Origin of the sequence: Pseudonocardia sp. KRD291 (assembly GCF_019263595.1) — a bacterium.
In the GTDB taxonomy this organism is placed as follows: Bacteria; Actinomycetota; Actinomycetes; order Mycobacteriales; family Pseudonocardiaceae; genus Pseudonocardia.
The window spans coordinates 1-23220 of the sequence record NZ_JADQDD010000038.1 but is presented as its reverse complement, the minus strand read 5'-3'; the positions used below and the strand labels follow the sequence as shown (position 1 = coordinate 23220).

The window sequence follows — 23220 nt, the reverse complement described above, 5'->3', positions numbered from 1 at the left end:
CCATGACCGATGCGGAGGGCAGCCCCCAGGACGGCGGGCCGCGGTCGATGCGCCTGCGCGTCGAGGACGTGTCGAAGGTCTACTCCGGTGCGGACGGCGTCGACAGCGTCGCCGCGAAGGGCGTCTCGTTCGACGTCCGGGACGGGGAGTTCGTCTCCCTCGTCGGACCCAGCGGCTGCGGCAAGACCACCATCCTGAAGGCCTGCGCCGGCCTGATGCCGATCACGAGCGGCCGGATCGACTACGAGGGCACCGGACGCCCGGCGAAGGCCGGGACCTACGGGATGGTGTTCCAGACGCCCACCCTGCTGCCCTGGTGGACGGTGCTGGAGAACGTCGTCCTGCCGGCCCGGGTGCTCGGCCTCGACATGGCGCGCTCGCGCCGGCGCGCCGCGGAGCTGCTGGAGCTGGTCGGCCTGACCGGGGTCGACGACCGCTATCCCGGCGAGCTCTCCGGCGGCATGCAGCAGCGTGCCTCGCTGGCCAGGGCGCTGCTGCACGAGCCGGACATGGTGTTCATGGACGAGCCGTTCGGCGCGCTGGACGCGATCACCCGCGACACCATGAACGACCTCCTGCAGACGGTTCAGCGCGAGCTGCGCCAGACGGTCCTGTTCGTCACGCACTCGATCCAGGAGGCGATCTGGCTCTCCGACCGGGTGCTCGTGATGTCGCGCGGCCCGGGCCGGGTGATCGACGACGTGCCGATCGACTTCGCCCGCCCCCGGGGCATCGCGCTGTCCGCCGACGAACGTTTCCGCGAGCTCGAGCTGATGCTCAAGCAGGAGCTCTACACCAGCCTCGACGCCCCCGGCCTCGACACCACGAGTCTCGACGCCACCGGCCCCGACCAGGAACTGGAGCGGTCATGAGCACCAGCCCGGCCGACCTCGCCACGCCGGCGCCGTCGACTCCGCGAACCTCGCCCCGCCGCCCCGGCGCCGCGATGCACACGCTGCGCATGCGCGGCGCCACCGTGGGCCTGATCGTGCTGATCCTGCTGATCGCCGAGGTCGGCTCGCGCAGCGGCTTCATCTCGGACCTGATCATCCCGGCGCCGACCGACGTCTGGGCCGCCCTGCTCGACCAGTGGCAGACCGAGGGCTTCTGGGGCGACGTCGGCTCGACCGTGACCGCGATGGTCGTCGGCTTCGTGTTCGCCGCGGTCGGGTCGTTCCTGGTCGCCGCCGTGCTGATCCTGGTGCGCGGGCTGGAGGAGATCACGATGCCGATCATCATCGCGATCGAGACCATGCCGAAGATCGCCATCGCGCCGATCATCATCCTCTGGCTCGGCTTCGGGCAGCTCGGCAAGACCGTGATCGTCGGGTTGGTGACGTTCTTCCCGATCCTGATCAACACGTTGCAGGGCCTGCGGGTCACCAACCGTGACGAGTACGACCTGCTCCGGTCGCTGGGGTCGAGCTCGGTCCAGCTGTTCCGCTACGTGCGCCTGCCCCGGGCCCTTCCCTACATCTTCGCCGGACTCCGGGTCGGCGCGGTGTTCGCGCTGATCGGCGCCGTCGTCGCGGAGTTCGTGGGATCCGAGAACGGCCTGGGCGCACTGATCATCACCGCGCGCTCGCAGTTCAACGTCCCGGCCGTGTGGGCGCTGCTGTTCGACCTGATGGTGATGGGCATCGTGCTCTACGCGATCACCTCGTGGGCCGAGCGCCGCCTGCTGTTCTGGTCGAAGGAGCAGGCGGGCACATGACCGGTCCGGCCGGGCGGGCCACCGCCCCGTCGCCGGGCACGGTCGGCGCGCTGCTCGGCCCGCGGTCGATCGCGATCGTCGGCGCGTCCGACCGCTCGCGGTGGTCCGTGGCGATGCACGCGAACCTGACCGACGGCGGGTTCACCGGGGACCTGCACCTGGTCAACCCGCGCTCACCGTCCGCGCACGGGCGGGCGACCGTCCCGAGCGCCACCGCGATCGAGGTGCCGCCGGACCTGGGCGTGGTGATGGTGCCCGGCCCCGCGGTCCTCGACGCGGTCGCCGACCTCGGCCGCGCCGGTGCCCGCGCCGCCCTCGTGCTGACCTCCGGGTTCGCCGAGACCGGAGACGCCGGACGCCGCCTGCAGGAGGACCTGCGCCGGACCGCGGCCGACCACGGGGTCGCGCTGCTCGGCCCGAACAGCCTCGGCTTCCTGAACCTGGTCGAGGGCGTACGGGTTTGGGCGACCCCGGTGAAGACCCCGTCGGCCGGGCACGGGGTGGGGATCGTCTCCCAGAGCGGTGCCGTCGCGTACTTCCTCACCAACCTCGCCCACCAGCAGGACGTCGGGCTGAGCCACGTGGTGGCGACCGGCAACGAGGCCGACCTGGACGCCACCGCGGTGGTGCAGTACCTGGTCGACGACCCGCAGACCCGTGCGGTCGCCCTGTTCGCCGAGACCGTGCGCGACCCGGACCGCTTCGTGGACGTGGCACGGACCGCACTCGCGGCCGGCACCCCGATCGTCGTGCTGAAGGTCGGCTCCAGCGAGGCCACGGCGCGCTCGGCGCTGGCGCACACCGGCGCGCTGGTAGGCGACGACCGCGTGTTCGACGCGGTCTGCGAGCAGTACGGCGTCGTGCGCGTCGGCTCGCTGGAGGACCTGGTCGCCACCGCCGACGTGCTGGGACGGACCGGCGAGCTGCGCCCCGGCGGCCTCGGCGTCGTGTCGAACTCGGGCGGGATCTGCGAGATCGCGGCCGACCTGGCGCAGTCCCGCGGCGTCGAGCTCCCGGAGATCTCGCCGCGGACGACGGTGGAGCTGGCCGACGCGCTGCCGGGCTACGCCACGATGCACAACCCGCTCGACCTCACCGGAGGGATCGAGCCCGACGGCGCCGGGCGGCTGGTCCGCGCCCTGGGCGACCAGGACGACGTCGCCGCCGTGCTGGTGCCCTACTACCCGGTCCCGACGACGCCGGACTCGCGCAGCACCCGGCTCACGGAGCTGCACCGCAGCATGGGCCGCGCGCTGCGCGGGAGCGCCGCGGCGGGGATGGTCGTGAGCTACCACGACACCGTCGTCACCGACCTGACGAAGCAGATCCTCGCCGAGGACGACATCCCCTACCTGGCCTGCGGTCTCGACCGGGCGATGGGCGCGGTGGCGCGGGCGTTCCGGTGGTCCGAGCGGCGGCGTGCGGCAGCGGTCGGAGCCGGTCCCGGGGCCGCCGGCGACGGCCCGGCGATCGACGAACGGCCGCGGTCCGAGCACGAGGTGCTCGACCTGCTCGCCCGCCACGGCGTCCCGACGGTCCCCGCCGGGGTCGTGACCACCGAGGACCAGGCCGTCGCGCACGCGGCGGGCCTCGGCGGTCCCGTCGTGCTGAAGATCGCGTCCCCGGACATCGGCCACAAGAGCGAGATCGGGGGAGTGGCCCTCGACGTCCGCGGCGCGGACGGCGTGCGGGAGGCGTTCCGGCGGGTCGCCGCGGCCGGCCGGGCCCGGCCCGGCGCCCGGATCGACGGGGTGCTCGTCGCCCCGATGCGCCGTGACGGCGTCGAGCTGTTCGTCGGCTTCACCCGGGACCCGCAGTGGGGCCCGGTCCTCGCGATCGGGCTGGGCGGGATCTGGGTCGAGGTGCTGGGCGACACCCGGCTCGCGCTGCTGCCGGTGGGGCCCTCCGAGATCCGCGCGATGCTGACCCGGCTGCGCGGGGCGCGGCTGCTCGCGGGCGAACGCGGAGCGCTTCCCGCGGACCTCGACGCGGTCGCCGAGGTGATCGCGCGGATCGGCGCGGTGGCGCTACGGCTCGGTCCCGACCTCGCCGCGCTCGAGGTCAACCCCCTGCTCGTGCACGGCGACCGGGTCGAGGCGGTGGACGCGCTCGCGGTCTGGGGCGCCGACGCGGACCCGGGCGGCAGGCACACCACCACGGACCTGGAGAGGACCCCGACATGACGACGTACGCGAACCCGGCAGCACCTGAGGACCGGCAGGCGGGCGGTGCGGTGGTCCCCGCGTACCGGGCGATCGCGGCGGCGCTGGCCGACCTGGGCGTCGACGAGGTCTTCGGCCTGATGGGCGACGACACGGTCCGGCTGGTCTCGGCGCTGGTCGCCCGGGGCGTGACCTACCACAACGCCCGCCACGAGAACGCCGGCATCGCGATGGCGGCCGGCTACGCGTCCGCGTCCGGCCGGCTCGGGGTGAGCGTGATCAGCCGGGGCCCGGGCACCACGAACGGGGTGACGGCCGCGGTCAACGCGGCCCGCGGGAACGCGCCGGTCCTGATCGTCACCGGCGACGAGAGCCTGCGCCCGCCAGCGAACACGGTCCTGCTCCCGGACGGCAAGGCACTCGACGCGACCGCCCTGGCCACCGACGTCGGCGTCCCGGTGTTCACCGCCCGCAGCGCGGCGACCGTGGTCGCGACGGTGCGGGAGGCGGCGCAGGCCGCGTCCGAGGGGCGCACTGTGCTGATGACGGTGCCGATGGACCTGTTCGACGCCGACGTGCCCGACGCCGGCCCGATCGCGCTGGAGCCCGTCGGGCGCACGCCGGTACCGGCCCGCGACGCCGCCCTGGCGGCCGCGGTGGCGGTCCTCGGGGGCAGCAACAGGCCGATGATCGTCGCCGGGGCGGGGGCGTGGGCCGCGGGGGCGCGCGACGCGATCGTCGAGCTGGCCGAGCGGACCGGCGCGATGCTGGCGACCAGCCTGCGCGGCAAGGACATGTTCCACGGTCACCGCCTCGACGTCGGCATGATCGGGTCGTTCTCGCACTCGGCCGGACGCCGGTTCTTCGAACAGGCGGACAGCGTCCTGGTGTTCGGGGCGAGCCTGAACCGGCACAGCACCAGCAGCGGGACGAGCCTGCCGCCGGTGCCGCTGGTGCAGGTCGACGCGGACCGCGACGCCATCGGGCGGTTCCACTGGGCCGAGGTCGCCGTCGTCGGCGACTGCCGTCTGGTGGCCGAGCAGCTGCTCGCGACGCTGCCGGAGCGGGCGGCGAGGGACAAGCCGTGGCACACCGAGGTCAGCCTGGCGCCGCTCGCCGGGCACCGCCCGGCCGACGACGTCGACGACGCGGGTACGCAGTGGACGGTCGACCCCCGCACGCTTCTCCTCGAGCTCGACGAGCTGCTCCCGGCCGACCGCGCCGTGGTGACCGACAACGGCAACTTCTTCGGCTTCGTCCCCCCGCACCTGCGGGTGCCGTCCCCGGACCGGTTCAAGCAGAGCTCGGACTTCGCGGTGATCGGCCTCGGGCTGGGCACCGCGCTGGGCTGCGCGCTCGCCCGGCCGGGGGTGTCCACGGTGGCGATCGTCGGCGACGGCGGCCTGCTGATGGCGCTCGGCGAGCTGGAGACCCTGGCCCGCCTCGACGTGCCGCTCGTGGTCGTGGTGATGAACGACTGCGCCTACGGCGCGGAGCGCCACTACCTGGAGAACCGCCGGTTCTCCGGGCGGACGGCGATGTTCCCGGACACCGACTTCGCCGCCGTGGCCGAGGCGTTCGGGATCCCCTCGGTCACCGTGCGGTCGGTGGCCGACCTGCGCGCCGCGCGGTCCGCGCTGAGCGACCGGGACGGACCACTGCTGCTCGACTGCAAGGTCACCCCCACCGTCGTCGCGCCGTTCCTGGCGTGACATGAGCGGTCCTGGTGCGGACCGGTCGGGGATGTGGGCGCAGCGGCTGGTCGCGCCGTGCCGGTTCGCCGAGGTCGAGGTTCCGAGGCCGCTCGCCGGGGACCTGGCCGACGGCGAGGTCCTGCTGCGGGTGCTCGCCGGCGGGATCTGCGGCAGCGACCTCCCGGCCTTCCGTGGGGCCCCGTCGCCGCACCTGCGCGTCACCACCCCGGACGGCCCGGGGCCCGCGGGCTTCCCGATGCACGAGGTCCTCGGTGAGGTCCTCGCCTCGACCGACCCCGACCTGGCGGTCGGGCAGCGGGTCGTGGGATGGGCGAGCCGGTTCGACGCGATCGCCGGGTACACGATCACCCTCGGCGCGGACGTGGCCCCGTACGACCCGGCCCTGGCCCCCGAGGACGCGATCATGCTGCAGCCGCTGGCCTGCGTGTTGTACGCGGTGGACCAGCTCGTGCCGGTGCTCGGGTGCCGGGTGGCCGTGCTCGGGCTGGGCCCGATCGGGCTGCTGTTCACCCATGTGCTGGCGGAGTACGGGGCGTCCCACGTCACCGGTGTGGACACGGTCGACCGCCGCGACGTCGCCGACCGGTTCGGGATCGACGACGCGGTGCACGCCGACACCGGCCGGTGGGTCGAGCACCTGGCCGAGGCCGACCGTGCCGACGTGGTCGTCGAGGCGATCGGGCACAACGTGGCGACCCTGGGCCACGCGATCGGCGCCGCGCGCCCGGGCGGGCGGATCCACTACTTCGGGGTGCCGGACGACCCGGTCTACCCGTTCGCCCTGCGCGAGTTCTTCCGCAGGAACCTCACCCTGGTCTCCGGCATCACCCGCGACCGCAGGCGGATGCTGGGCGAGGCCGGGCGCTACCTGCGTGCCCACCCCGACCTGCCCGCCGCCTACGTGACCCACGTCCTCGACGCGCACGACGCGCAGCGCGCGTTCGAGCTGGCGGCCCGTCCGGCGCCGGGACGGCTGAAGGTCGTGCTGCGGCACGGGTCCTGACCGGGGGGACGCGGAACGGTCAGGCCGGGTCGAGGTCCGTCCCGCCCTCGGCGGCCAGGTGCTCGATCGCGGCGTCGTCGAGGCCGATCTCGCCGAGGACCTCGCGGGTGTGCTCGCCGAGGCGCGGCGGGAGGCGGCGTAGACCGGCGGGGGACCCGGACAGGCCGAGCGAGCTGGTCGGGAAGCGCAGGGTGCCCTCCACCGGGTCCTGGTGCAGCTGCCAGAACCCGGTGTCGACCAGGTGCGGGTCCTCGGTGAGCTGCTCCAGGGAGTTGACCACCGCGAACGGGATGTCCTCGGAGCCCAGCAGCTCCGTCCACTCGGCGTTGGTGCGCAGCGTCAGCTGGTGGGCGATCTCGCCCCACACCAGCGACACGTTCTCCTGGCGCCCGGCGAACGTGGCGAAGCGCGGGTCGTCCATCACGTCGTCGCGCCCGATGAGGGAGAAGAACCGCTTCCACTGCACGTCGGAGTAAGGCAGGAAGGACAGGTGCCCGTCGAGGGTGGGGAACGGGCGCCGGGCCGCGGTGCTCACCGGCTCGTAGCCCATCGGCCCGATCGGGGGCTCGAACGTGTGCCCCCACAGGTGCTCGACGGTATTGAAGCCGGCCATCGTCTCGAACATCGGCACGTCGACCCTCTGCCCGGCTCCGGTGCGCTCACGGTGCAGTAGCGCGCCCATCATCGCGTAGGCCGCGTGCACGGCCGTCACCTTGTCCGCGAAGATCGCCGGCATGTAGCGCGGCTCGCCGGTCACCACGGTCTGCAGCATCGCCAGACCGGACAGCGACTGGACGATGTCGTCGTAGGCCGGCTTGCCGCCGTAGGGCCCGTCGTCGGCGAAGCCCTTCACGTGGCAGTAGACCAGCCGCGGGTTGCGGGCGGCGAGCGTCGCGTGGTCCAGGCCGAGGCGCTGCGCAGCGGCACCGCGGATCGAGTGCAGGAACACGTCGGCGCGGTCGACGAGCCGGTCCAGCGTGGCGCGCCCGGCCGGGTTCTTCAGGTCCAGCACGACGCTGCGCTTGTTGCGGTTGTTGGTGAGGAAGAACGAGCCCATCGCCGGCGAGCGGCGCGGCCCGATCCGGCGGGTCAGGTCGCCGCCGGCCGGCTCGACCTTGATCACGTCCGCGCCGAGGTCGCCGAGGTACTGCGCCGCGAGCGGGCCCAGCACGATCGACGCGCACTCGACGACCGTCATGCCGGTCAGCGGCCCGGGTGCCGCCCCGGAGCTCACCGGATCAGCGACCCGGCGTCGACCGGCAGGGTGGCGCCGGTGACGTAGCGGGCGTCGTCCGAGGCCAGGAACAGCACCGCGTTGCTGATGTCGCTCGACTCCACCCACGGGATGCCCAGCACGTTCGTGGTGGACGACGCGGCGCCCATGTCGTCGCGCGTCGGGTGCTCGGCGTGCGGGAGGTAGCGCCGGTAGGTCGTCTCGTTCTGGATCATGTCGGTGTCCACCTGGGTCGGGTGGATGCTGTTCACCCGGATCCCGTGCGGGCCGAGCTCCTGGGCCAGCGTGCGCATCAGGCCGACGACGCCGTGCTTGGCCGAGACGTAGTGCCCGATGAAGACCGAGCCGCGCAGGCCCGCGGTGGAGCTGATCAGCACGAGCGACCCGCCGTTGCCCGCGTCGATCATGTGCGGGATCGCGGCCTTGGTGGTGTGCCAGACGCCGGTCAGGTTGATGTCGATCATGTCCTGCCAGGTGCTCTCCGGGATCTCCCAGCTCTGCCCGACCGACAGGATCCCGGCGTTGGCCACCACCACGTCCAGGCGCCCGAGCTGCGCGACGCCCTCGGCGACGGCCGCGGACAGGGTGTCCTGGTCGCGGACGTCGGCCCGGGTGGCGATGATCCGCCGCTCCAGCTCCTCGACCAGGCGGACCGTCTCGGCCAGGTCCTCCGGCGTGGCCATCGGGTAGGGCGCGGACTCCATCGGCGCGCAGGCGTCGACCGCGATCACGTCGGCGCCCTCCTTCGCCAGGGCCACCGCGTGGCTGCGGCCCTGCCCGCGCGCCGCGCCCGTCACGAAGGCCACCTTGCCGTCGAACCGTCCCATGATCGCGTCCTTCCGGTAGTTCTGGGTCGTTCCCTAGAGCACGGCGACCGGGTTGACCGGTCCGCCGGTGGATCCGGCCAGCGGCAGCGGGGCCACCACCAGCAGGAACGTGCTGCGCCCGGCCTCGGCCAGTGCCTGCCCCAGGGCCCGGAGGTCGAGGTTCTCCAGCAGCGGGACGCCGTGGCGGTGCATCAGCGTCAGGTGCACCGGGAACGTCGAGCCGGGCGCCGAGGGCGCCACCTCGACCGCGTAGTTGTCGGCCCCGACCAGGGCGACGTCGCGCTCGGCGAGCCAGTCGGCGGCGCCCGCGTCCAGGCCGGGCTCGAGGTCGAAGTACTCGGGCGCCCCGGCGTGGCGCTCCCACCACCCGGTGCGCAGCAGCACCGCGTCCCCGGCGCGGGCCTCGACCCCGCTCCCGGAGTAGGCACGCTCCAGGTCGTCGACCCCGACCGGCACCGACGGTTCCAGCGGCCCGCCGCGGGCCGCGACCAGGTCGACGAGCACCCCGCGGGTGAGCACCGGGACCAGCTTGTCCGCGCCGCAGCGCTGCGCGCCGCGGGTGGAGCGGGTGCCGGTGGCGGCGTGCCCGTTGTAGAGCTCGTCGCCGGACCAGGCGTGCGCCAGCGCGTCGAGGTGGGTGCCCGAGTGCGTCCCGAACACCACGGTGTCCTCGGCGAAGCGGAACCCGTCCGGGCTGCGGGCGCCGGCGGCGTAGTCGCCCGCGTCGCGGTCCATGAACCGCTGCGGCGCGCGGCGGTGCGGTGGCACCCCGGCGAGGGGACCGATCGGCTGCGCCAGCGAGAGCACCCGGCCCTGCGTGGCCAGCGCCAGACCGCCGAGCACGGCGGCCGGGTCGACGAGGTTGAGCGCGCCCACCTCGTCGTCCGGGCCCCAGCGACCCCAGTTGCCGGTGTTCATAGCGCCCCCACCCGTTCCGCGGCCGTCTCGACGAGCGTGCGCCGGGTCAGCTTCCCGGTCGCGGTCCGGGGCAGTTCCTCGGTCACCACGACCTCCCAGGGCACCTTGAACCCGGCGATCCCGTCCTTGCAGTACGCGCGCAACGCCTCGCCGTCGGCCCCGGCGTCGTCGCGCAGCACCACGAACGCCATCACCACCTCGCCGCGGACCCGGTGCGGGGCCCCGACGACGGCGACCTCGACGACGTCCGGGTGCCCGGCCAGGTAGCTCTCCACCTCGGCCGGGGCCACGTTGATCCCGGAGGTCTTGATCATGTCGGTGAGCCGCGCGCCGAACTCGACGGCGCCGTCCGGGCGGACCCGGAGCCGGTCCCCGGTGCGGTACCAGCCGTCGTCGGTGAAGGCTTTCGCGTTGGCCTCGTCGTCGCCCAGGTAGCCGGGTGTGACCCGGCCGCGGACCTGCAGCTCGCCCAGCTCCCCGGCGTCGAGCACGGTGCCCGCGGCGTCGACCACCCGGACCTCCACACCGGGCAGCGGCGGGCCCTGCGTGCTCAGCCGCACGTCGAGCGGGGTGTCGTGGTGGGTGACGCAGCAGTTGCCGTAGGTCTCGGTGGCGCCGTAGATGTTGCAGATCCCGGGCACGTCGAGCTCGTCCACGGCGCGTGCGACCTCCTCCGGACGTCCGATCGTCAGCCCGGTGCGCAGGCTCCGCGCGGCACGGACCTGCTCGCCGAACCCGGCCAGTGCGTCGATGATCCCGGGTAGCAGGTAGGCCGCGGTGACCTCTTCGCGGGCCAGCAGCTCCGCGCTCTCGGCGGCGGAGAACTGCTCCGGCAGCACCAGGCAGGCGCCGTGGGTCCAGGTGGCGGGCAGTGCGTTCGCGCCGCCGAAGCTCCAGAACAGCGGCGAGCCGAGCCACACCCGGTCGGAGGAGCCGAGCCCCATCCGCTCACCGATGTGGAACCCGTTGACCAGCAGGTCGCGCTGGCACAGCGGCACCGCCTTGGGCCGGCTCGTCGAGCCGGAGGTGTACATGACGTAGGCGGGTTGCTCGGGGCGGGCGAGGTCGGTGCCGGGGCCGACCGGTGTCGCGGCGGCGAGCAGGTCGTCGAAGGAGTGCGCCCCGGACGGCGTCTCCGGGTGCCCGCCGAGCACGACGACGTGGCGCAGCGCCGGGAACCGCGCCGACGACCAGGCCCCGGGCGCACCGGAGGACACCTCGGGGACGAGCTCGCGGACGGCGGAGAGCATGTCGGAGCCGCGTACCCGGCCGGTCACCACGAGCACCTCGCAGGCCGAGGTCTCCAGCAGGTGCTCCAGGTCCCAGGCCTTGACCCAGGTGTTGAACGCGTCCACCCGCCCCCCGGCCCACATCGCACCGACGGCCGCGGCGAGCCAGGACGCGGTGTTCGTCCCCAGCAGGCCGACCCGGGAGCCGGCCCCGAGGCCCAGCTCGCCGAGCGCGCCGGCGGCGCGGCGGACGGCGTCGTCGAGCTCGGCGTAGGTCCAGCGGACGTCGCCGGCGACCAGCGCCGGTGCGTCCGGCGTGGACTCCGCCCAGGCGCGCACCAGGTGCGGCAGCGTCGGGCTGGGCGGCGGCTCGGCGGGGGAGCGCTGCTCCGGGACGTGCACCGGCATCACGGGGTCACCACCGCCCGTCCGGTCACGGTCCGCGCGTCCAGCGCGGCATGGGCGTCGGCGACCTCGGCCAGCGGCCGTCGGTGCGCCGGGACCGGGGTGATCGCGCCGTCGGCGACGAGCTCGACCACCTCGGTCAGATCGTCGCGGTCGGCGTGGGCGGATCCGGACACGCGCAGCTCCTTCACGATCGTGCGGCCCGGGTCCAGCGGGAGTGCCCCGGGTTCGGTGTTGCCGACGAGCACCAGACGCCCGCGCGGGGCCAGCGCACGCAGTGCCGTCGCGAACGTCGGTGCGCCGGTCGTCTCGACGACGACGTGCGCCCCGCGCCGCCCGCCGAGCGTCCGGACGGCGTCGCGGAGGCCGTCCGCGTCGGAGGTGACGACGGCCTCGGCCCCGGCCGAGCGCACGGCCGCGACCTTGGCCGCGCTGCCGACGAGACCGACCACCCGGGCGCCGAGGTGCCGGGCGAGGGCGACCGTGTGCAGCCCGACCCCGCCGCCGGCACCGGTGACGACCACGACCTGCCCCGGCCAGACCTCGGCCGAGCGCAGCGCGCGCAGCCCGGTGCCGACCGCGCAGGACAGGATCGCCCCGGTGGCGTCGTCGATCCCGTCCGGCAGCGGGACGGCGTTGCGCGGGCTCGCCCGCACGTACTCGGCGTACCCGCCGTCGAGGTCCTCGCCGTAGAAGCCGGGACCCGACCGGCAGTGCGTCGTCGCGCCGGCGGCGCACTCGTCGCAGCGCCCGCAGGGGATGCGCTGCACGAGCGCGACCCGCCGGTCGAGCCAGTCGCCCGGCACCTCCGGGCCGAGCGCGACCACCCGTCCGGCGATCTCGTGACCGAGCACCGTCCCGGGCCCGGCGGCCAGCTCGCCGCGGCGGGCCAGCGCGTCGTGCCCGCAGACCCCGCACGCCCCGACCCGGACGACGAGCTCGCCCGGGCCCGGGCGCGGCGTGGGCCGGGTGGCCGGGACCAGGACGCTCGCGTCCCCGGTACCGGCCAGCTCGACCACCCGCATCGTCGCGGGCGGTGCGACGGTGCTCACGTCAGTTCGCGCCCGCGGCCGGCTCGAACCAGTAGTCGGCGGCGGTGCCGGTGGGGGAGTCGCTGAACTTGACCACGACCGGCGTGCCGACCGCGAGCGCCGCGACGGCGGTCTTCTGGTCGGACAGGTCCAGGCCCCGCACGTAGCCGACGAGCGCGGTGTCCGCGCCCTCCAGCGTCGCGTAGGCCAGGGCGTACGGCGGGGCGGGCAGATTCTTGAACGGCTCGTAGACCACGGTGAACATCTCGATCACCCCGGTCGTGCCGACCTCGACCCAGTCGGTGGTGGCGCAGTGGTCGCGGTCGCAGAACGAGCGCGCCGGGACGATCACCCGCTCGCACACCGGGCAGCGCCGCCCGAGGATCTTGCCCTCGGTCAGCGCCCCCAGGAACCGGGACGTCGTCTCGCCCAGCGCGTGCTTGTAGCTCAGGTCCCAGGTCTGCTCGTAGAACTTCGGGCCCGCGGGGGTGGTGGGGGTGGTGGTACTCATGCGATGTCCTCCAGGTCGCTGCTCAGGACGAGGGTGGAGTAGAACTGGTGGTCGCCACCGATGGCGCTGGCCACGGCGGTGCGGGCCCCGGGCACCTGGTGCGCGCCCGCCCTGCCCTGCACCTGCAACGTGGCCTCGGCCAGGCGCGCGACGCCGGTGACGGCGATCGGGTTGGAACACAGCACCCCGCCCGAGGGGTTGACGACGGGCCCGGGCGCCCCGAGGGCGAACTCGCCCTTGGCCAGCCGGGTCGGGGACTCGCCGAGCCCGCACAGCCCGGCCGCCTCGATCACGTGCAGCTCGACCGAGGAGAACGGCGCGTAGATCTCGGCGACGTCGATCTGGGTGGTCGGGTCGGTCAGCCCGGCCTGGCCGTAGGCCCTCTTGAACGCCGTGGCCAGCGCGTCGGCGTCGCCGTGGTCCTGCAGCGCCTTCGGCCCGACCCGGTCGCCCATCCAGAACGTCTCGGTGTTCTGCCCGACGCCCCGGATCCAGGCCGGGTCCAGGCCGTTCGCCCGGGCGTAGCGCTCGGAGACCAGCACCGCCCCGGCCGCGCCGGTCGAGGACGGGCAGGCGTCGCCGAGCTTGATCGGCCAGGCCAGCGTGCGGCTGGCCAGGACGTCCTCGATCGTCACCTCGTCGCGCAGGTGCGCGAGCGGGTTCAGGGCCGCGTGGCGGCGGTTCTTGACCGTCACCCGGGCCATGTCGGTCTCGTCGCTGCCGTGCAGGTGCATGTAGCGCACGGCGGACAGGGCCAGCATCGTGATCGTGTTCAGCGGGATCGGGCGTTCGTAGCCGACGTCCCACATCTTGTTCAGGACCGACTGCGCCGACCCGGACTCCGACACCCGCTCCGCGCCGGCCACGAGCACCACGTCGAACTCGCCGGACGCGACGTGCGTCCAGGCCGCGATGATCGCGCTCATGCCGGTGGCGCCGCCGTTGTTGACGCGCATGAACGGCTTGCCGGCCGCGCCGAGCGCCTCGATGCACCAGCGCTCGCCGTTGCCGGTGCCGGTCAGCGCGTCCGGGGCCAGCGGGAACACCACGGCGTCGACGTCGTCGATCGTGACGCCGGCGTCGGCCAGTGCCAGCTGCGCGCCCTCGCGGACCAGCTCCGGGAACGTGACGTCGGTTCGCCGGTTCACGTACGGCGTCTGCCCGACGCCCAACACCCCGACGTTCGGCACGCTCATGCCACACCCTCCTTCGTTCCCGGTGCGCCGAAGACCATGACGGTCGCGCCCTGGCCTGCGAAGCCGTTGAAGCCGACCCCGGCGGCGGTGCCGGTGCCCGGCCCGACCGACCCGGCCGCGGCCAGCAGCCGATCCAGCCCGGCGATGTGTGCCGGGGCGAGCCGCTCGTGCAGCGACCCGGACCCGTTCACCGTCGCGTGCGTGGGCAGCCCGAGCTTGCCCGCGGCGCGGGCGGCGGCGGGCTCGCTGGGCGCGGCGATCTCCACCGAGTCCCAGGTGGACGGGGCCGGGGCGCTGTCGGCGCCCCGGGCCAGGTGCGCGAGCGCCTGGTCCAGCGCGGTCTGCGCGCCCACGTCGCGCGCGCCGAGCTCGTAGTTCTCGGTGGACCAGCCGGCCCCGCGGACCCAGGCCAGCTCCCGGCCCGGGGAGAACGTGCCCTCCACCGCGAGCACGGCGGCGACGACGACGTCGCCCCGCCGGGGCAGGTCGTCGGCGGTCAGCGGCCAGCTGACCGTCGCGGTGTCGCCGGCCGTCGCTGGGTCGGTCCAGCGCGAGGCCTGCAGAGCGGCCGCGATCGTGTCGTTCATGCCGACCGCGCGCAGCACGTAGGGCTCGGCGCTGACCAGCTCGGCGTAGTCCGGGTTGACGCCCTCGCTGGGCTTGCCCCAGCCGATGACCAGCACCGTGTCGCCCTGCCCGGAGCGCAGCCGCAGCCAGCCGTAGGCCAGCGCGTGCTCGCCGGAGGACGCGATCATCGTGACGTCGGAGTCGACGCCGCCTGCCGGCCCGGCCGAGGTCATGCAGGAGATCACCCGGCCGTCGCTCTGGTCGTTGCCGGAGAGCACGACGCCGCCCACGGTGGCCTGCGAGAGGCCGGCGTCGGCCAGCGTGTCGTGCGCGACCTCGAAGATCATCTCCTCGAGGCTGCGGTCCTCCTCGCGAGCGGTGGCCTCGCGGCGGATCGCCAGGACCGCGACGCGGGGTCGCGGTGCGGGTGGGTCGGTGCCGGGTGGCATCTGTGCTCCCTCAACTGTCGGAGTGCTCGGGTCGGCCGGGTCGGCCGGGTCGGTTCAGGGGGTTCAGGGGGTTCAGGCGACCGCGGGGTCGGCGATCTCGGTCTCGATGGCCGTCGACGTCTCGTGCATCGCGGCCACCACCGCGGCCATCTCCTTGGACGGCAGCGAGTTGCGCAGCGCAGAGACGTGCACGGCGGCGATCAGCGAGCCGTCCGGTGCGCGCACCGGCGTGGCCAGGCCGACCACGCCGCGCAGGCTCTCGCCCCGGCTGATGCTGACGCCGCGGGAGCGAATGCCGGCCAGATCGCGGTCGAGCTGCACCTGGGTGGTGCGGGTCTGCGGGGTCAGCGCCGGCCGCTCGCGGGAGAACATCGCGCGGTAGACGTCCGGGCGGTGCGCGGCGAACAGCTTGCCGACCGCGGTCGAGTGCAGCAGCAGGCTGCGGCCCAGCGGGATGTCGAGGTTCACCCGTTGCCGTCCGGCGTGCCGAGCGACGTAGACGACCCGGGTGCCGGTGGCCATCGCCAGGTAGACGTCGAAGCCGATCTTCTGCACCAGCAGGTCCAGGTGGTGCCCGGCGACCCGGGGCAGGGCGACGGCGTCCATCACGTTCAGCGCCGCGCGCACCGCACGCGGCCCCAGCCCGTAGCTGCGGCCCGAGCAGGCCAGCGCCCGCGCCTCGACCATGGCCTTGACCAGGTCGTGGGTGCTGCTCAGCGGCAGGTTCAGCCGGGAGCTGAGCTCGGTCACGGTCTGTGGTCCGTGCTCGGCGAGCTGGTCGATGACGTCGAAGATGCGGGTGAGCCGCTGTCCGTCCACTCGCGTCCCTCCTCGGGTGCCTGTCTGCAGATGGCAGTCGTTGTCAGATGGCCGTCGTCGCCGGGCGGGTCGCCGGCGGCGGGGTGTCCTTGGTGGCGTCGGACTCGGCGAGCAGGTCCCGCCCGGCCGTCTCCGGGAGCAGGGCGAACAGGACCAGGCCGCAGACCAGGGCGACCCCGGCCAGGAAGAAGCCCGGCGAGTAGTCCAGCCCGGTGCCGACGACGAGGGCGGCCGCGACCAGCGGGCCGAAGCCGGACGGCGGCCCGACGCCGAGGTTGAAGCCGAGCGATCCGCTGGTCAGACGCGTCGAGGCGGGGAACAGCTCGATCAGGATCAGCGAGGTGTTCGCGTTGATCGGGGCCTGCACGATCCCGAACACCAGCAGCGCGACGATGATCGCGACCGGGTTGCCGGTGCTCATCAGCAGGAACATCGGGATGCCGAGCACCGCGTGCCCGACGCAGCCGAACAGGACGGTGCGACGGCGTCCGAACCGATCCGAGGCGCGACCGGCCAGCGGGCACAGTCCGGCGTAGACGGCCAGCGCCAGGCCGGTCAGCAGCACCGCCTGGATCCGCGGCAGCTCGACCGTCGAGGCCAGGAAGTTCACGACGTAGGAGCCCAGGTAGTAGAGCCCGACGCCGCAGATCCAGGAGAACGAGAACGTGATCAGCAGGGCCTTGGCCTGGTCCGGACGCACCGCGTCGCGGAACCGGGCCTTCGGCAGGTCGCGCTGCTCGGCCTCGCGGCGGCGCTCGATCTCGGTGAACACCGGGGTGTCCTCGAGCCTGCGCCGGATCCAGAGCCCGAGCAGCGCCAGCGGCGCCGCGATCAGGAACGGGACCCGCCAGCCCCAGGTCGTCAGCGCCTCCGGGGTGAGCAGCAACCCGAACACCAGCGCGAGCAGGCTGCCCGCGAGCAGGCCGAGCGCGGCGGCCATCGACGGGTAGCTGCCGCGCACTCCGCGGCGTCCGGGCGGGGCGGTCTCGATCAGGTAGGCGGAGCTGGCGCCCCACTCGCCGCCGACCGAGACGCCCTGCACGCAGCGCAGCAGCACCAGCAGCACCGGCGCGGCGATGCCGATGGTGGCGTAGCCGGGCAGCAGGCCGATCAGGGCGGTCGCGGCGCCCATCACGCCGATGCTGATGGAGAGCGACGCGCGGCGCCCGGCCCGGTCGCCGATCACGCCGAAGACCAGGCCGCCGAGCGGCCGCATCACGTAGGCGACGCCGAACACCGCGAGCGACTGCAGGAGCTGGGTGCTCGCGCTACCGCCGGGGAAGAACGTGGAGCCGATCGCGGCGGCGAAGAAGCCGTAGATCGCGAAGTCGAAGTACTCGACGAAGTTGCCGATGACGCACGCGGCGGCGACCCGGCGTTGCTCGGTCGGGACGGCCACACGTCCCGGTACCGCGCTGTCCGTGACAGGCGGTCTGCTCTGCGTCATGTCTGCTCCCGGCGTCCTCGACGGGTCGATGATGCTTCGAAATCCCGGATCTCGTATCCAGAACTGCGAATGCATCGGACGCTATGCGTGGGCTCGCCACCGCGACAAGGCCGCTTCGCGGACACGGAGCAGCCGAGCGGGCGGCGTCCGATCCGTCCGGATCATTCCGGGCCGGGGTAGCGTCCGTGCCATGCTGCCCGACGGATCACGTTCCCCCGTCGTGGTGAAGCGTCCACTGATCGCCTGGGACGTCGCGATCTCCGGGGTGGCCCTGACGGTCACCGGCATGATCGTCGCGCTCGGGGTGTTCGGCGCGGTGTTCCTGCTCGCGTTCCTGGACTACTGCCCGCCGCAGAGCTGCAGCACCTCCGGGGCGCTGGTGTCGGTCGGCGGGGCAGTCGTGGTGGCGTTCGCGGCCGGGCTGGGCGGCCTCGTGGTGTCGGTGCTACGGATCGTGGACCGGCGGATCAGCTGGCCGTTCTCGGTCGTCACGCTGCTGGTGTGCGCGGCCGCGATCGGGGTCGGAATGGTCCGCTACCTCGACGCCGTCGGGTACTGACCGCCCGCGCGCGGGATCGGGCTCGGCGCGTCGTCGCGTGCTCCGGATCCCCGGTGGCGCCGGGATCGCGCGGCCCGAGAGGAGCGCTCGGGGCCCTTGGGGTGAGCGAGGGGACCCCCCGGGGCGTCCGATCCGTGGACGTCCGACCCGCGGGGAGCCGGAGCCGTGACGGCCGAGCGCCGGCTCGTTCGGGCCGGGAAGGCTCCGGCCGCAGGCCGATCCCGCCGGTCGTGTCGCCGCGGTCGCGCGCTCGTCGTCGCCTCGCGCGCCGCCCTCCCCGACGCGCGCGCGGCCGCGGTCGCGTCGGCACGCTCAGGGCGCGGCACGAAGCTGAGCGCGCGGTACCCGGGCTCGGTGCGCCGTACCGGGCTCGGCCGCCCGACCACCCCTCCGTCCGACGCCGCTCAGCTGCGGTACTTCTTCCGGTTGTTCCAGGTTCCGCGCATGTCGGTCCGCGCGCGCCGGTTCTCCGCCCGCCACCGGCCGACGAACCAGCCGAGGAACACCCCGACCGCCAGCATCAACCACAGGACCTCCATGACCGGCCTCCCCCTCGTGAACATCCGGGCGCGGCCCCGTGGCCTGCCCCGGACCGAGACGCTACGTCGAGATCCGCTGGTCGCGGCCGTGTTTCGTCGCAATTGACTACGCAGGGGTCGTCGCCGTTGACTACGTGGCGTCACGCCTGAGCCGGGTGGAGGTGTGTCGGCGATCACGTTCGTGGTGAGATCGGGGTTGCCGTGACGCACGACGAGGGAGTCGGATCGGATGCACGAATCGCTGATCGCGCGCGTGGGGCGCAGGGCGGCGGGGGTGTCACCCTCGCGCCTGGTGCACCTCGCGGCCCGGGTGCGGGAGGTCGTCGCACCCCAGCCCTGGCCCTTCGACGAGGCCGCCGTCGGGCTCTACCGCTGCGAGCAACGCGGTCGCGGGGCGCTGCCGCACCCGCCCTACCTCTACGGCCTGCTCGCGGCCGCCCGGACCGCGCGCGCCGTCGGCGCGGAGGAGATCACCGCGCTCGAGTTCGGCGTGGCCGGGGGCAACGGCCTGCGCGCCCTCCAGGAGCACGCCGAAAGCGTGCGCTCCTGGTACGGGGTCGCAGTCACGGTCGTCGGGCTCGACTCGGGCCACGGCCTGCTGCCCGCCACCGACCCGCGGGACTCCCCGTTCGCGCTGCCCGAGGGCGAGTTCGCGATGGACCAGGCCGCACTGGCGCCGCACCTGGACGGCACCGAGCTCGTCCTCGGCGACGTCGGGCGGACGGTCGGGCCGCTGATGGAGCGGGTCGCGTCCGGCGAGCTGCCCCCGCTCGGCTTCGTCGCGCACGACCTGGACGTGTTCACCGGCACGCACGCGACCCTGCAGGCGATCGGCGCACTGCCGACCGGGGCCGCACTACCACGGGTGCCGATGTACTTCGACGACATCTCCGGCTACCCGTACACCACCGCGACCGGCGAGCGCGCGGCCATCACGGCGTTCAACGAGGGGCCGGAGCGGCGACGGATCGGCCAGGTCGAGAACCTGGAGCAGACCCTCGGCGGCAGCGCCCGCTGGGCCAACTGGCCGCGGCACATGTTCGTGCTGCACACGTTCGACCACCCCGACTACGGGGCACCGGAGAAGGTCACGCAGATGGACCTCGGCCTGCGCTCCACGCTGCGGTCGCCGTCCCGGCCATAGGTGGGTGCCGTGGACGAGCCGTCGCCCGGGATGCGCGTCGGCGACCTCGAGCGCCGGGCCACCGACGAACGTCTCCGAGGGGCCTCGAGCCGCCCGGCGCGTGGGCGGCGGGCTCCTGACCGCGGCGCTCCTCGCCGTCGTCGGCTACGTCGGCATCGGGGTGCTCGGTGCCGACGACGGTGCCCTGGTGTTCGGCAGCCGCACGGTGCAGGTCGCGCCCGGCCAGGACCGGGCCGAGGTCGGGTTGCTGTTCGGCGGCCGCCGGCCCCGGCCGCGCGCCGGTCAGTTCGCGGGCGCGATCCGCCAGCGTCCGCCCACCTGCTGTGCCCGGACGGTCTGCGGCGGCAGCGCCCGGCCCTTGACCGAGCCGGTGTAGGTCAGGGTGGCGGCGTCGCCGTCGACCGTCACGTCGGTGACCCGGACGGTCCGGTTCGACTCGTCGAGGGTCGTCGCGGCCTCGGTGACGTAGAGCGCGGCGTAGGCCTGGTCGCACGTGCGGGCCGGGATGTTCTTCGTGTTCACGTCATCGACCAGGGCCTTCGCCGCCTGGTCGGTCAGCGCGGCGCAGGCACCGGGGAAGTCCCGGGCGAGCAGCGCCTGCGCGTAGCCGGTGAACGTGGCCCGCACCGCGTCGCGGGCCTGCGCGGCCGGGTCGGGCGCGGCGGGGGCGTCCTCGGTCGCGGCACCGGAGCAGGACGTCAGGACGGCGACGAGCACGGCGGCGCCGGCGGCTCCGGCGAGACGGGTGAACATGATCGGACGGTACTGCGGCCGCCACGGCTCACCTCCGGCGGCGGGTCCGTCCCGCGCACCCGATGCACGTCGTCGTCGCGGGCAGTGCCTCCAGCCGCTCGTCGGCGATCGGCCCGCCGCAGACCTCGCAGCGGCCGTAGGTGCCCGACCTCAGGCGTTCGGCGGCGCGGTCGAGGTCGGTGACGTCGCGGCGGGCCGCCTCGAGCTGACCCTGCAGCTGGGCGCGCTGCACCGCGATCGTCACGCCCTCCGGGTCGTGCTCGTCGTCGTGGCTGGTCAGCGACTGCTCCTGCGCCAGCGACTCGAGCTCGCGCCCCAGCGACGCCGCGCGCGTCACGGCGACGGCACGGTGCTCGCTCAGCTCGGCGGGGTCCACCCCGGTTCCAACGACGACGGGCCCGCCGTCGTTCCCGCGCTACTCCGCGCGGGACGACTCCGGCACCGTCCGGGTCGCCCCCCGGAACCGCAGCGCGATCAGTCCGGACATCACCATCATCGCCGCGACCACCCACATCCCGGCCTGCCCGTTGCCGGTGAGGTCCTGCAGCCACCCGGTCACGTACGGGCCGACGAACCCGGACAGGTTCCCGAACGAGTTGATCAGACCGATCCCGGCGGCGGCGCCCACACCGGTCAGGAACGCGTTGGGCAGCGACCAGAACGGCGGGATGGCCGCGAACACGCCGACCGCGCAGATCGTCACGCACACCATCACCGCCAGCGGCGATCCCATGTAGAGCGCCGCCGCGATCGCCACGGCCCCGATGAGCACGGGGATCGCGACGTGCAGGGCCCGCTCCCCGGTGCGGTCCGAGTGCCGCGCCCACAGCACCATCGTGACCGACGCGATCGCGTACGGGATCGCGGTGACCAGCCCCGTCTGGACCAGCGAGAACGACGTGCCGAACTGCTGCTGGAAGCCCTTGATGATCGTCGGGAGGAAGAACGCGAGCACGTAGAGCCCGAACACCACGCCGAAGTAGACCAGGCTCAGCGCGATCACCTTCGGGTTCGCCAGTGCCTGCCGGATACCGACCTCACCGGGCACCTCGCGGGCGTCCTCGGCGGCGATCGTGTCCTCCAGCGCGGTGGCCTGCTCGCGGGAGAGCCACTTCGCCCGGTGCGGGCGGTCGGGCATCAGGAACAGCACCGCGATGCCGAGCAGCACCGTCGGGATGCCCTCGACGAAGAACATCAGCCGCCAGCCGGCGTCGAAGCCGAGGACCCCGTCGCCGTTCTGGATCAGCAGCGTCGAGATCGGACCGCCGACCACCGACGACAGCGGCACGGCCAGGAAGAACAGCGCGACGATCCGCGCCCGGTCCACCCGCGGGAACCAGTAGGTCAGGTACAGGATGATGCCGGGGAAGAAGCCGGCCTCGGCGACGCCGAGCAGCACCCGCACGATGTAGAAGCTGACCTCGCCCTGCACGAACGCGGTGGCCGAGGCGATGATGCCCCAGGTCACCATGATCCGCGCGATCCAGAGCCGGGCGCCGACCTTGTGCAGCACGATGTTGGACGGCACCTCGAAGAAGAAGTAGCCGATGAAGAACAGCCCCGCGCCGAGCCCGTAGGCGGCGGCCGAGAGCCCGATGTCGGCGTTCATGGTCAACGCGGCGAACCCGACGTTGACCCGGTCGACGTAGTTGAGCAGATAGGCCAGACCCAGCAGCGGCAGCAGCCGCAGGGTGGCGGCGCGCACCGCCGCCCGGGTCAGGCCCGGGTCCCCGCTCGGCCGGACGTCTCCCGGTCCGCTCTCGTTGCTGCCCACCGCCATGTCGCTCCCCCTCGAGCTCACGTCCTGCGGGCCCGTCGGTGGGCCCGAGGACGGAGTCTGTGTCACCGATGTACCGGATGTCGACACGTCCGCGTGATCCGTCACGACGCCGGCGTGGGGCGGGGGAGCGGCGCCGCGGTCCGCGGGTAGCGTCCCGCAACCGTGGGGCTCCGATCCGGTGACGACCGTCGCGATGCCGGTGTGCCGCAGCCGTCCGCGGTGCGTGCCGCGGGGCGCGGCGCCGGTCGCTGCGGGGGTCGCCGCGGGGTCCGGCTGGCCGCGGCAGCGTGTGTGCTGGTCGCGGTGGCGGCGTGCGGCGCGGTCGCGCCGGAGCCGGCCGGGTCGTCGGTGACGGCACAACCCGCGCCGCTCGCGCCGCCGACGGCCACCGTGCAGTCTGGCGCGGTGACGCCCTCCTGCGACCCGGTGCCGGGCTGGACCTGCGAGCAGTCCGCGCGCTTCGCCGCCGTCGAGACGAAGCTGGACGCCCTGCCCGGCCCGGACGGCCACATCGCCGTCTCGTTCACCGACCGCGGCACCGGCCGGACCTGGACCGCCGGCGACGTCACCCACCCCGGCTGGACCGCCTCGACGATCAAGCTGGCGATCGCCGCGGACCTCCTCGACGGCGACCGGTCCGGCCGCTCGGCCCTGTCCGGCGCCGACCGCGCCGACATGGACGCGATGCTGCACTCCTCGGACAACAAGGCCACCGACCGTCTCTGGACGCGCCACGGCGGCGACGACATGCTCGCCCGTTTCCGGGAGCGCTACGGCATGGGCGGGCTCGCGTTCCAGCCCGGCTTCACGGCGGAGACCTACTGGGGCTACGTGAAGTGCACGACCGCCGACCTCGCGTCGCTGGGCCGCCACGTGCTCGAGCGCACCGACCCGGCCGACCGGGAGTACCTGGTCTCGGCCCTGCGCGGGGTCGCGGACAACCAGCGGTGGGGCGTCTGGGCGGCCGGCGCGGACCAGCGTCCCGGCAACAAGAACGGCTGGTCACAGGAGCGCGACAGCTACGGCGAGCACTGGGTGACCGACACCGTCGGCTTCGCCGGGCCGGACGAGCGTGATGTCGTCGCGATCATGTACCAGGTCCCGCCGGGGGGCACGCTCGACGACGGGGTGCACGCCGTCAGCGACGTCGCGGCCCTGCTGTACGGAGCGCCCGTCCCGGCCCCGGTGACGATCCCGGAACCGGACGGCTGAGACCCC

The 23220-nt window shown here is 74.0% G+C and carries 22 protein-coding genes; 8 read left to right on the top strand and 14 right to left on the bottom strand.

The annotated features are described in order from the left end of the window. Window positions 1–2 precede the first annotated feature (2 nt). Genes I4I78_RS08270 through I4I78_RS08250 form a run of 5 tightly spaced genes read left to right on the top strand, consistent with a single transcriptional unit; the run spans window position 3 to window position 6594 of the window. Window positions 3–872, top strand: coding sequence for an ABC transporter ATP-binding protein (locus I4I78_RS08270; RefSeq protein ID WP_218610637.1), 870 nt, complete (start codon window positions 3–5; stop codon window positions 870–872). Further along, entirely contained in the window at window positions 869–1714 is an 846-nt protein-coding gene (locus I4I78_RS08265; protein ID WP_218610636.1) for an ABC transporter permease, read from the top strand. Before I4I78_RS08270 ends, I4I78_RS08265 begins: the two co-directional genes overlap by 4 nt. Beyond that, on the top strand, window positions 1711–3897 hold the full coding sequence (locus tag I4I78_RS08260; protein WP_218610635.1) for an acetate--CoA ligase family protein: 2187 nt from the start codon (window positions 1711–1713) through the stop codon (window positions 3895–3897). The genes I4I78_RS08265 and I4I78_RS08260 overlap by 4 nt, the downstream gene beginning before the upstream one ends. Next, window positions 3894–5588, top strand: a complete 1695-nt coding sequence (locus tag I4I78_RS08255) for a thiamine pyrophosphate-binding protein (protein WP_218610634.1) — start codon at window positions 3894–3896, stop codon at window positions 5586–5588. Before I4I78_RS08260 ends, I4I78_RS08255 begins: the two co-directional genes overlap by 4 nt. 1 nt (window position 5589) lies before the next feature. Further along, on the top strand, window positions 5590–6594 hold the full coding sequence (locus tag I4I78_RS08250) for a zinc-binding dehydrogenase (protein ID WP_218610633.1): 1005 nt from the start codon (window positions 5590–5592) through the stop codon (window positions 6592–6594). Between the two features lie 19 nt (window positions 6595–6613). On the opposite strand, the gene I4I78_RS08245 is transcribed toward I4I78_RS08250, so the two are convergent. The 10 genes from I4I78_RS08245 to I4I78_RS08200 all read right to left on the bottom strand — a co-directional run bounded on the left by I4I78_RS08245 (window position 6614) and on the right by I4I78_RS08200 (window position 17227). Next, window positions 6614–7828 (bottom strand): CaiB/BaiF CoA-transferase family protein, encoded by a 1215-nt coding sequence (locus tag I4I78_RS08245; RefSeq protein ID WP_218610632.1) that lies wholly within the window; start codon window positions 7826–7828, stop codon window positions 6614–6616. Next, on the bottom strand, window positions 7825–8655 hold the full coding sequence (locus I4I78_RS08240; protein WP_218610631.1) for a mycofactocin-coupled SDR family oxidoreductase: 831 nt from the start codon (window positions 8653–8655) through the stop codon (window positions 7825–7827). Before I4I78_RS08240 ends, I4I78_RS08245 begins: the two co-directional genes overlap by 4 nt. A 33-nt stretch (window positions 8656–8688) precedes the next feature. Continuing rightward, window positions 8689–9573 carry a cyclase family protein gene (locus I4I78_RS08235; RefSeq protein ID WP_218610630.1) on the bottom strand — a complete coding sequence of 295 codons (885 nt, stop codon included), beginning with the start codon at window positions 9571–9573 and terminating at the stop codon, window positions 8689–8691. Next, on the bottom strand, window positions 9570–11210 hold the full coding sequence (locus I4I78_RS08230) for a class I adenylate-forming enzyme family protein (protein WP_218610629.1): 1641 nt from the start codon (window positions 11208–11210) through the stop codon (window positions 9570–9572). The genes I4I78_RS08235 and I4I78_RS08230 overlap by 4 nt, the downstream gene beginning before the upstream one ends. After that, on the bottom strand, window positions 11210–12259 hold the full coding sequence (locus I4I78_RS08225) for a zinc-binding dehydrogenase (RefSeq protein WP_308251974.1): 1050 nt from the start codon (window positions 12257–12259) through the stop codon (window positions 11210–11212). The genes I4I78_RS08230 and I4I78_RS08225 overlap by 1 nt, the downstream gene beginning before the upstream one ends. A 1-nt stretch (window position 12260) precedes the next feature. Then, window positions 12261–12749 (bottom strand): Zn-ribbon domain-containing OB-fold protein, encoded by a 489-nt coding sequence (locus I4I78_RS08220; RefSeq protein ID WP_218610628.1) that lies wholly within the window; start codon window positions 12747–12749, stop codon window positions 12261–12263. Next, window positions 12746–13945, bottom strand: a complete 1200-nt coding sequence (locus I4I78_RS08215; protein WP_218610627.1) for a thiolase family protein — start codon at window positions 13943–13945, stop codon at window positions 12746–12748. Before I4I78_RS08215 ends, I4I78_RS08220 begins: the two co-directional genes overlap by 4 nt. Then, window positions 13942–14961, bottom strand: coding sequence for a hypothetical protein (locus I4I78_RS08210; RefSeq protein ID WP_218610626.1), 1020 nt, complete (start codon window positions 14959–14961; stop codon window positions 13942–13944). The genes I4I78_RS08215 and I4I78_RS08210 overlap by 4 nt, the downstream gene beginning before the upstream one ends. Before the next feature lie 72 nt (window positions 14962–15033). Beyond that, window positions 15034–15780 (bottom strand): IclR family transcriptional regulator, encoded by a 747-nt coding sequence (locus I4I78_RS08205; RefSeq protein WP_218610625.1) that lies wholly within the window; start codon window positions 15778–15780, stop codon window positions 15034–15036. Window positions 15781–15823: 43 nt separating this feature from the next. Continuing rightward, window positions 15824–17227, bottom strand: coding sequence for an MFS transporter (locus tag I4I78_RS08200; protein ID WP_218610624.1), 1404 nt, complete (start codon window positions 17225–17227; stop codon window positions 15824–15826). 190 nt (window positions 17228–17417) lie between these two features. Here I4I78_RS08200 and I4I78_RS08195 point away from each other — a divergent pair, with 190 nt between their 5' ends. After that, complete coding sequence (locus tag I4I78_RS08195; protein ID WP_218610623.1) at window positions 17418–17786, top strand: hypothetical protein; 369 nt, start codon at window positions 17418–17420, stop codon at window positions 17784–17786. A gap of 404 nt (window positions 17787–18190) precedes the next feature. On the opposite strand, the gene I4I78_RS33390 is transcribed toward I4I78_RS08195, so the two are convergent. Further along, on the bottom strand, window positions 18191–18325 hold the full coding sequence (locus I4I78_RS33390) for a hypothetical protein (RefSeq protein ID WP_255567093.1): 135 nt from the start codon (window positions 18323–18325) through the stop codon (window positions 18191–18193). 229 nt (window positions 18326–18554) lie between these two features. Between I4I78_RS33390 and I4I78_RS08190 the strand changes: the two genes are divergently transcribed. Beyond that, window positions 18555–19469 (top strand): hypothetical protein, encoded by a 915-nt coding sequence (locus I4I78_RS08190; RefSeq protein WP_218610622.1) that lies wholly within the window; start codon window positions 18555–18557, stop codon window positions 19467–19469. A 282-nt stretch (window positions 19470–19751) separates the two neighbouring features. On the opposite strand, the gene I4I78_RS08185 is transcribed toward I4I78_RS08190, so the two are convergent. Genes I4I78_RS08185 through I4I78_RS08175 form a run of 3 tightly spaced genes read right to left on the bottom strand, consistent with a single transcriptional unit; the run spans window position 19752 to window position 22002 of the window. Further along, window positions 19752–20222: a nuclear transport factor 2 family protein gene (locus I4I78_RS08185; RefSeq protein WP_218610621.1), complete on the bottom strand. Its 471-nt coding sequence runs from the start codon at window positions 20220–20222 to the stop codon at window positions 19752–19754. 28 nt (window positions 20223–20250) lie between these two features. After that, window positions 20251–20598: a TraR/DksA family transcriptional regulator gene (locus I4I78_RS08180; protein ID WP_218610620.1), complete on the bottom strand. Its 348-nt coding sequence runs from the start codon at window positions 20596–20598 to the stop codon at window positions 20251–20253. Between the two features lie 39 nt (window positions 20599–20637). Further along, window positions 20638–22002 (bottom strand): MFS transporter, encoded by a 1365-nt coding sequence (locus I4I78_RS08175; RefSeq protein ID WP_218610619.1) that lies wholly within the window; start codon window positions 22000–22002, stop codon window positions 20638–20640. Between the two features lie 201 nt (window positions 22003–22203). Between I4I78_RS08175 and I4I78_RS08170 the strand changes: the two genes are divergently transcribed. Then, a complete protein-coding gene (locus I4I78_RS08170; protein ID WP_218610618.1) occupies window positions 22204–23214 on the top strand; it encodes a class A beta-lactamase-related serine hydrolase in 1011 nt (336 codons plus the stop codon). Window positions 23215–23220: the final 6 nt, after the last annotated feature.

Excerpts from the sequence above, each read along its gene's own strand:
- I4I78_RS08235 (WP_218610630.1), bottom strand. The coding sequence starts at position 9,573 with ATGAACACCGGCAACTGGGGTCGCTGGGGCCCGGACGACGAGGTGGGC.
- I4I78_RS08260 (WP_218610635.1), top strand. The coding sequence starts at position 1,711 with ATGACCGGTCCGGCCGGGCGGGCCACCGCCCCGTCGCCGGGCACGGTC.
- I4I78_RS08240 (WP_218610631.1), bottom strand. The coding sequence starts at position 8,655 with ATGGGACGGTTCGACGGCAAGGTGGCCTTCGTGACGGGCGCGGCGCGC.
- I4I78_RS08250 (WP_218610633.1), top strand. The coding sequence starts at position 5,590 with ATGAGCGGTCCTGGTGCGGACCGGTCGGGGATGTGGGCGCAGCGGCTG.
- I4I78_RS08230 (WP_218610629.1), bottom strand. The coding sequence starts at position 11,210 with ATGCCGGTGCACGTCCCGGAGCAGCGCTCCCCCGCCGAGCCGCCGCCC.
- I4I78_RS08270 (WP_218610637.1), top strand. The coding sequence starts at position 3 with ATGACCGATGCGGAGGGCAGCCCCCAGGACGGCGGGCCGCGGTCGATG.
- I4I78_RS08215 (WP_218610627.1), bottom strand. The coding sequence starts at position 13,945 with ATGAGCGTGCCGAACGTCGGGGTGTTGGGCGTCGGGCAGACGCCGTAC.
- I4I78_RS08265 (WP_218610636.1), top strand. The coding sequence starts at position 869 with ATGAGCACCAGCCCGGCCGACCTCGCCACGCCGGCGCCGTCGACTCCG.
- I4I78_RS08175 (WP_218610619.1), bottom strand. The coding sequence starts at position 22,002 with ATGGCGGTGGGCAGCAACGAGAGCGGACCGGGAGACGTCCGGCCGAGC.
- I4I78_RS08210 (WP_218610626.1), bottom strand. The coding sequence starts at position 14,961 with ATGCCACCCGGCACCGACCCACCCGCACCGCGACCCCGCGTCGCGGTC.
- I4I78_RS08185 (WP_218610621.1), bottom strand. The coding sequence starts at position 20,222 with ATGTTCACCCGTCTCGCCGGAGCCGCCGGCGCCGCCGTGCTCGTCGCC.
- I4I78_RS08255 (WP_218610634.1), top strand. The coding sequence starts at position 3,894 with ATGACGACGTACGCGAACCCGGCAGCACCTGAGGACCGGCAGGCGGGC.
- I4I78_RS08190 (WP_218610622.1), top strand. The coding sequence starts at position 18,555 with ATGCACGAATCGCTGATCGCGCGCGTGGGGCGCAGGGCGGCGGGGGTG.
- I4I78_RS08195 (WP_218610623.1), top strand. The coding sequence starts at position 17,418 with ATGCTGCCCGACGGATCACGTTCCCCCGTCGTGGTGAAGCGTCCACTG.
- I4I78_RS08220 (WP_218610628.1), bottom strand. The coding sequence starts at position 12,749 with ATGAGTACCACCACCCCCACCACCCCCGCGGGCCCGAAGTTCTACGAG.
- I4I78_RS08200 (WP_218610624.1), bottom strand. The coding sequence starts at position 17,227 with ATGACGCAGAGCAGACCGCCTGTCACGGACAGCGCGGTACCGGGACGT.
- I4I78_RS33390 (WP_255567093.1), bottom strand. The coding sequence starts at position 18,325 with ATGGAGGTCCTGTGGTTGATGCTGGCGGTCGGGGTGTTCCTCGGCTGG.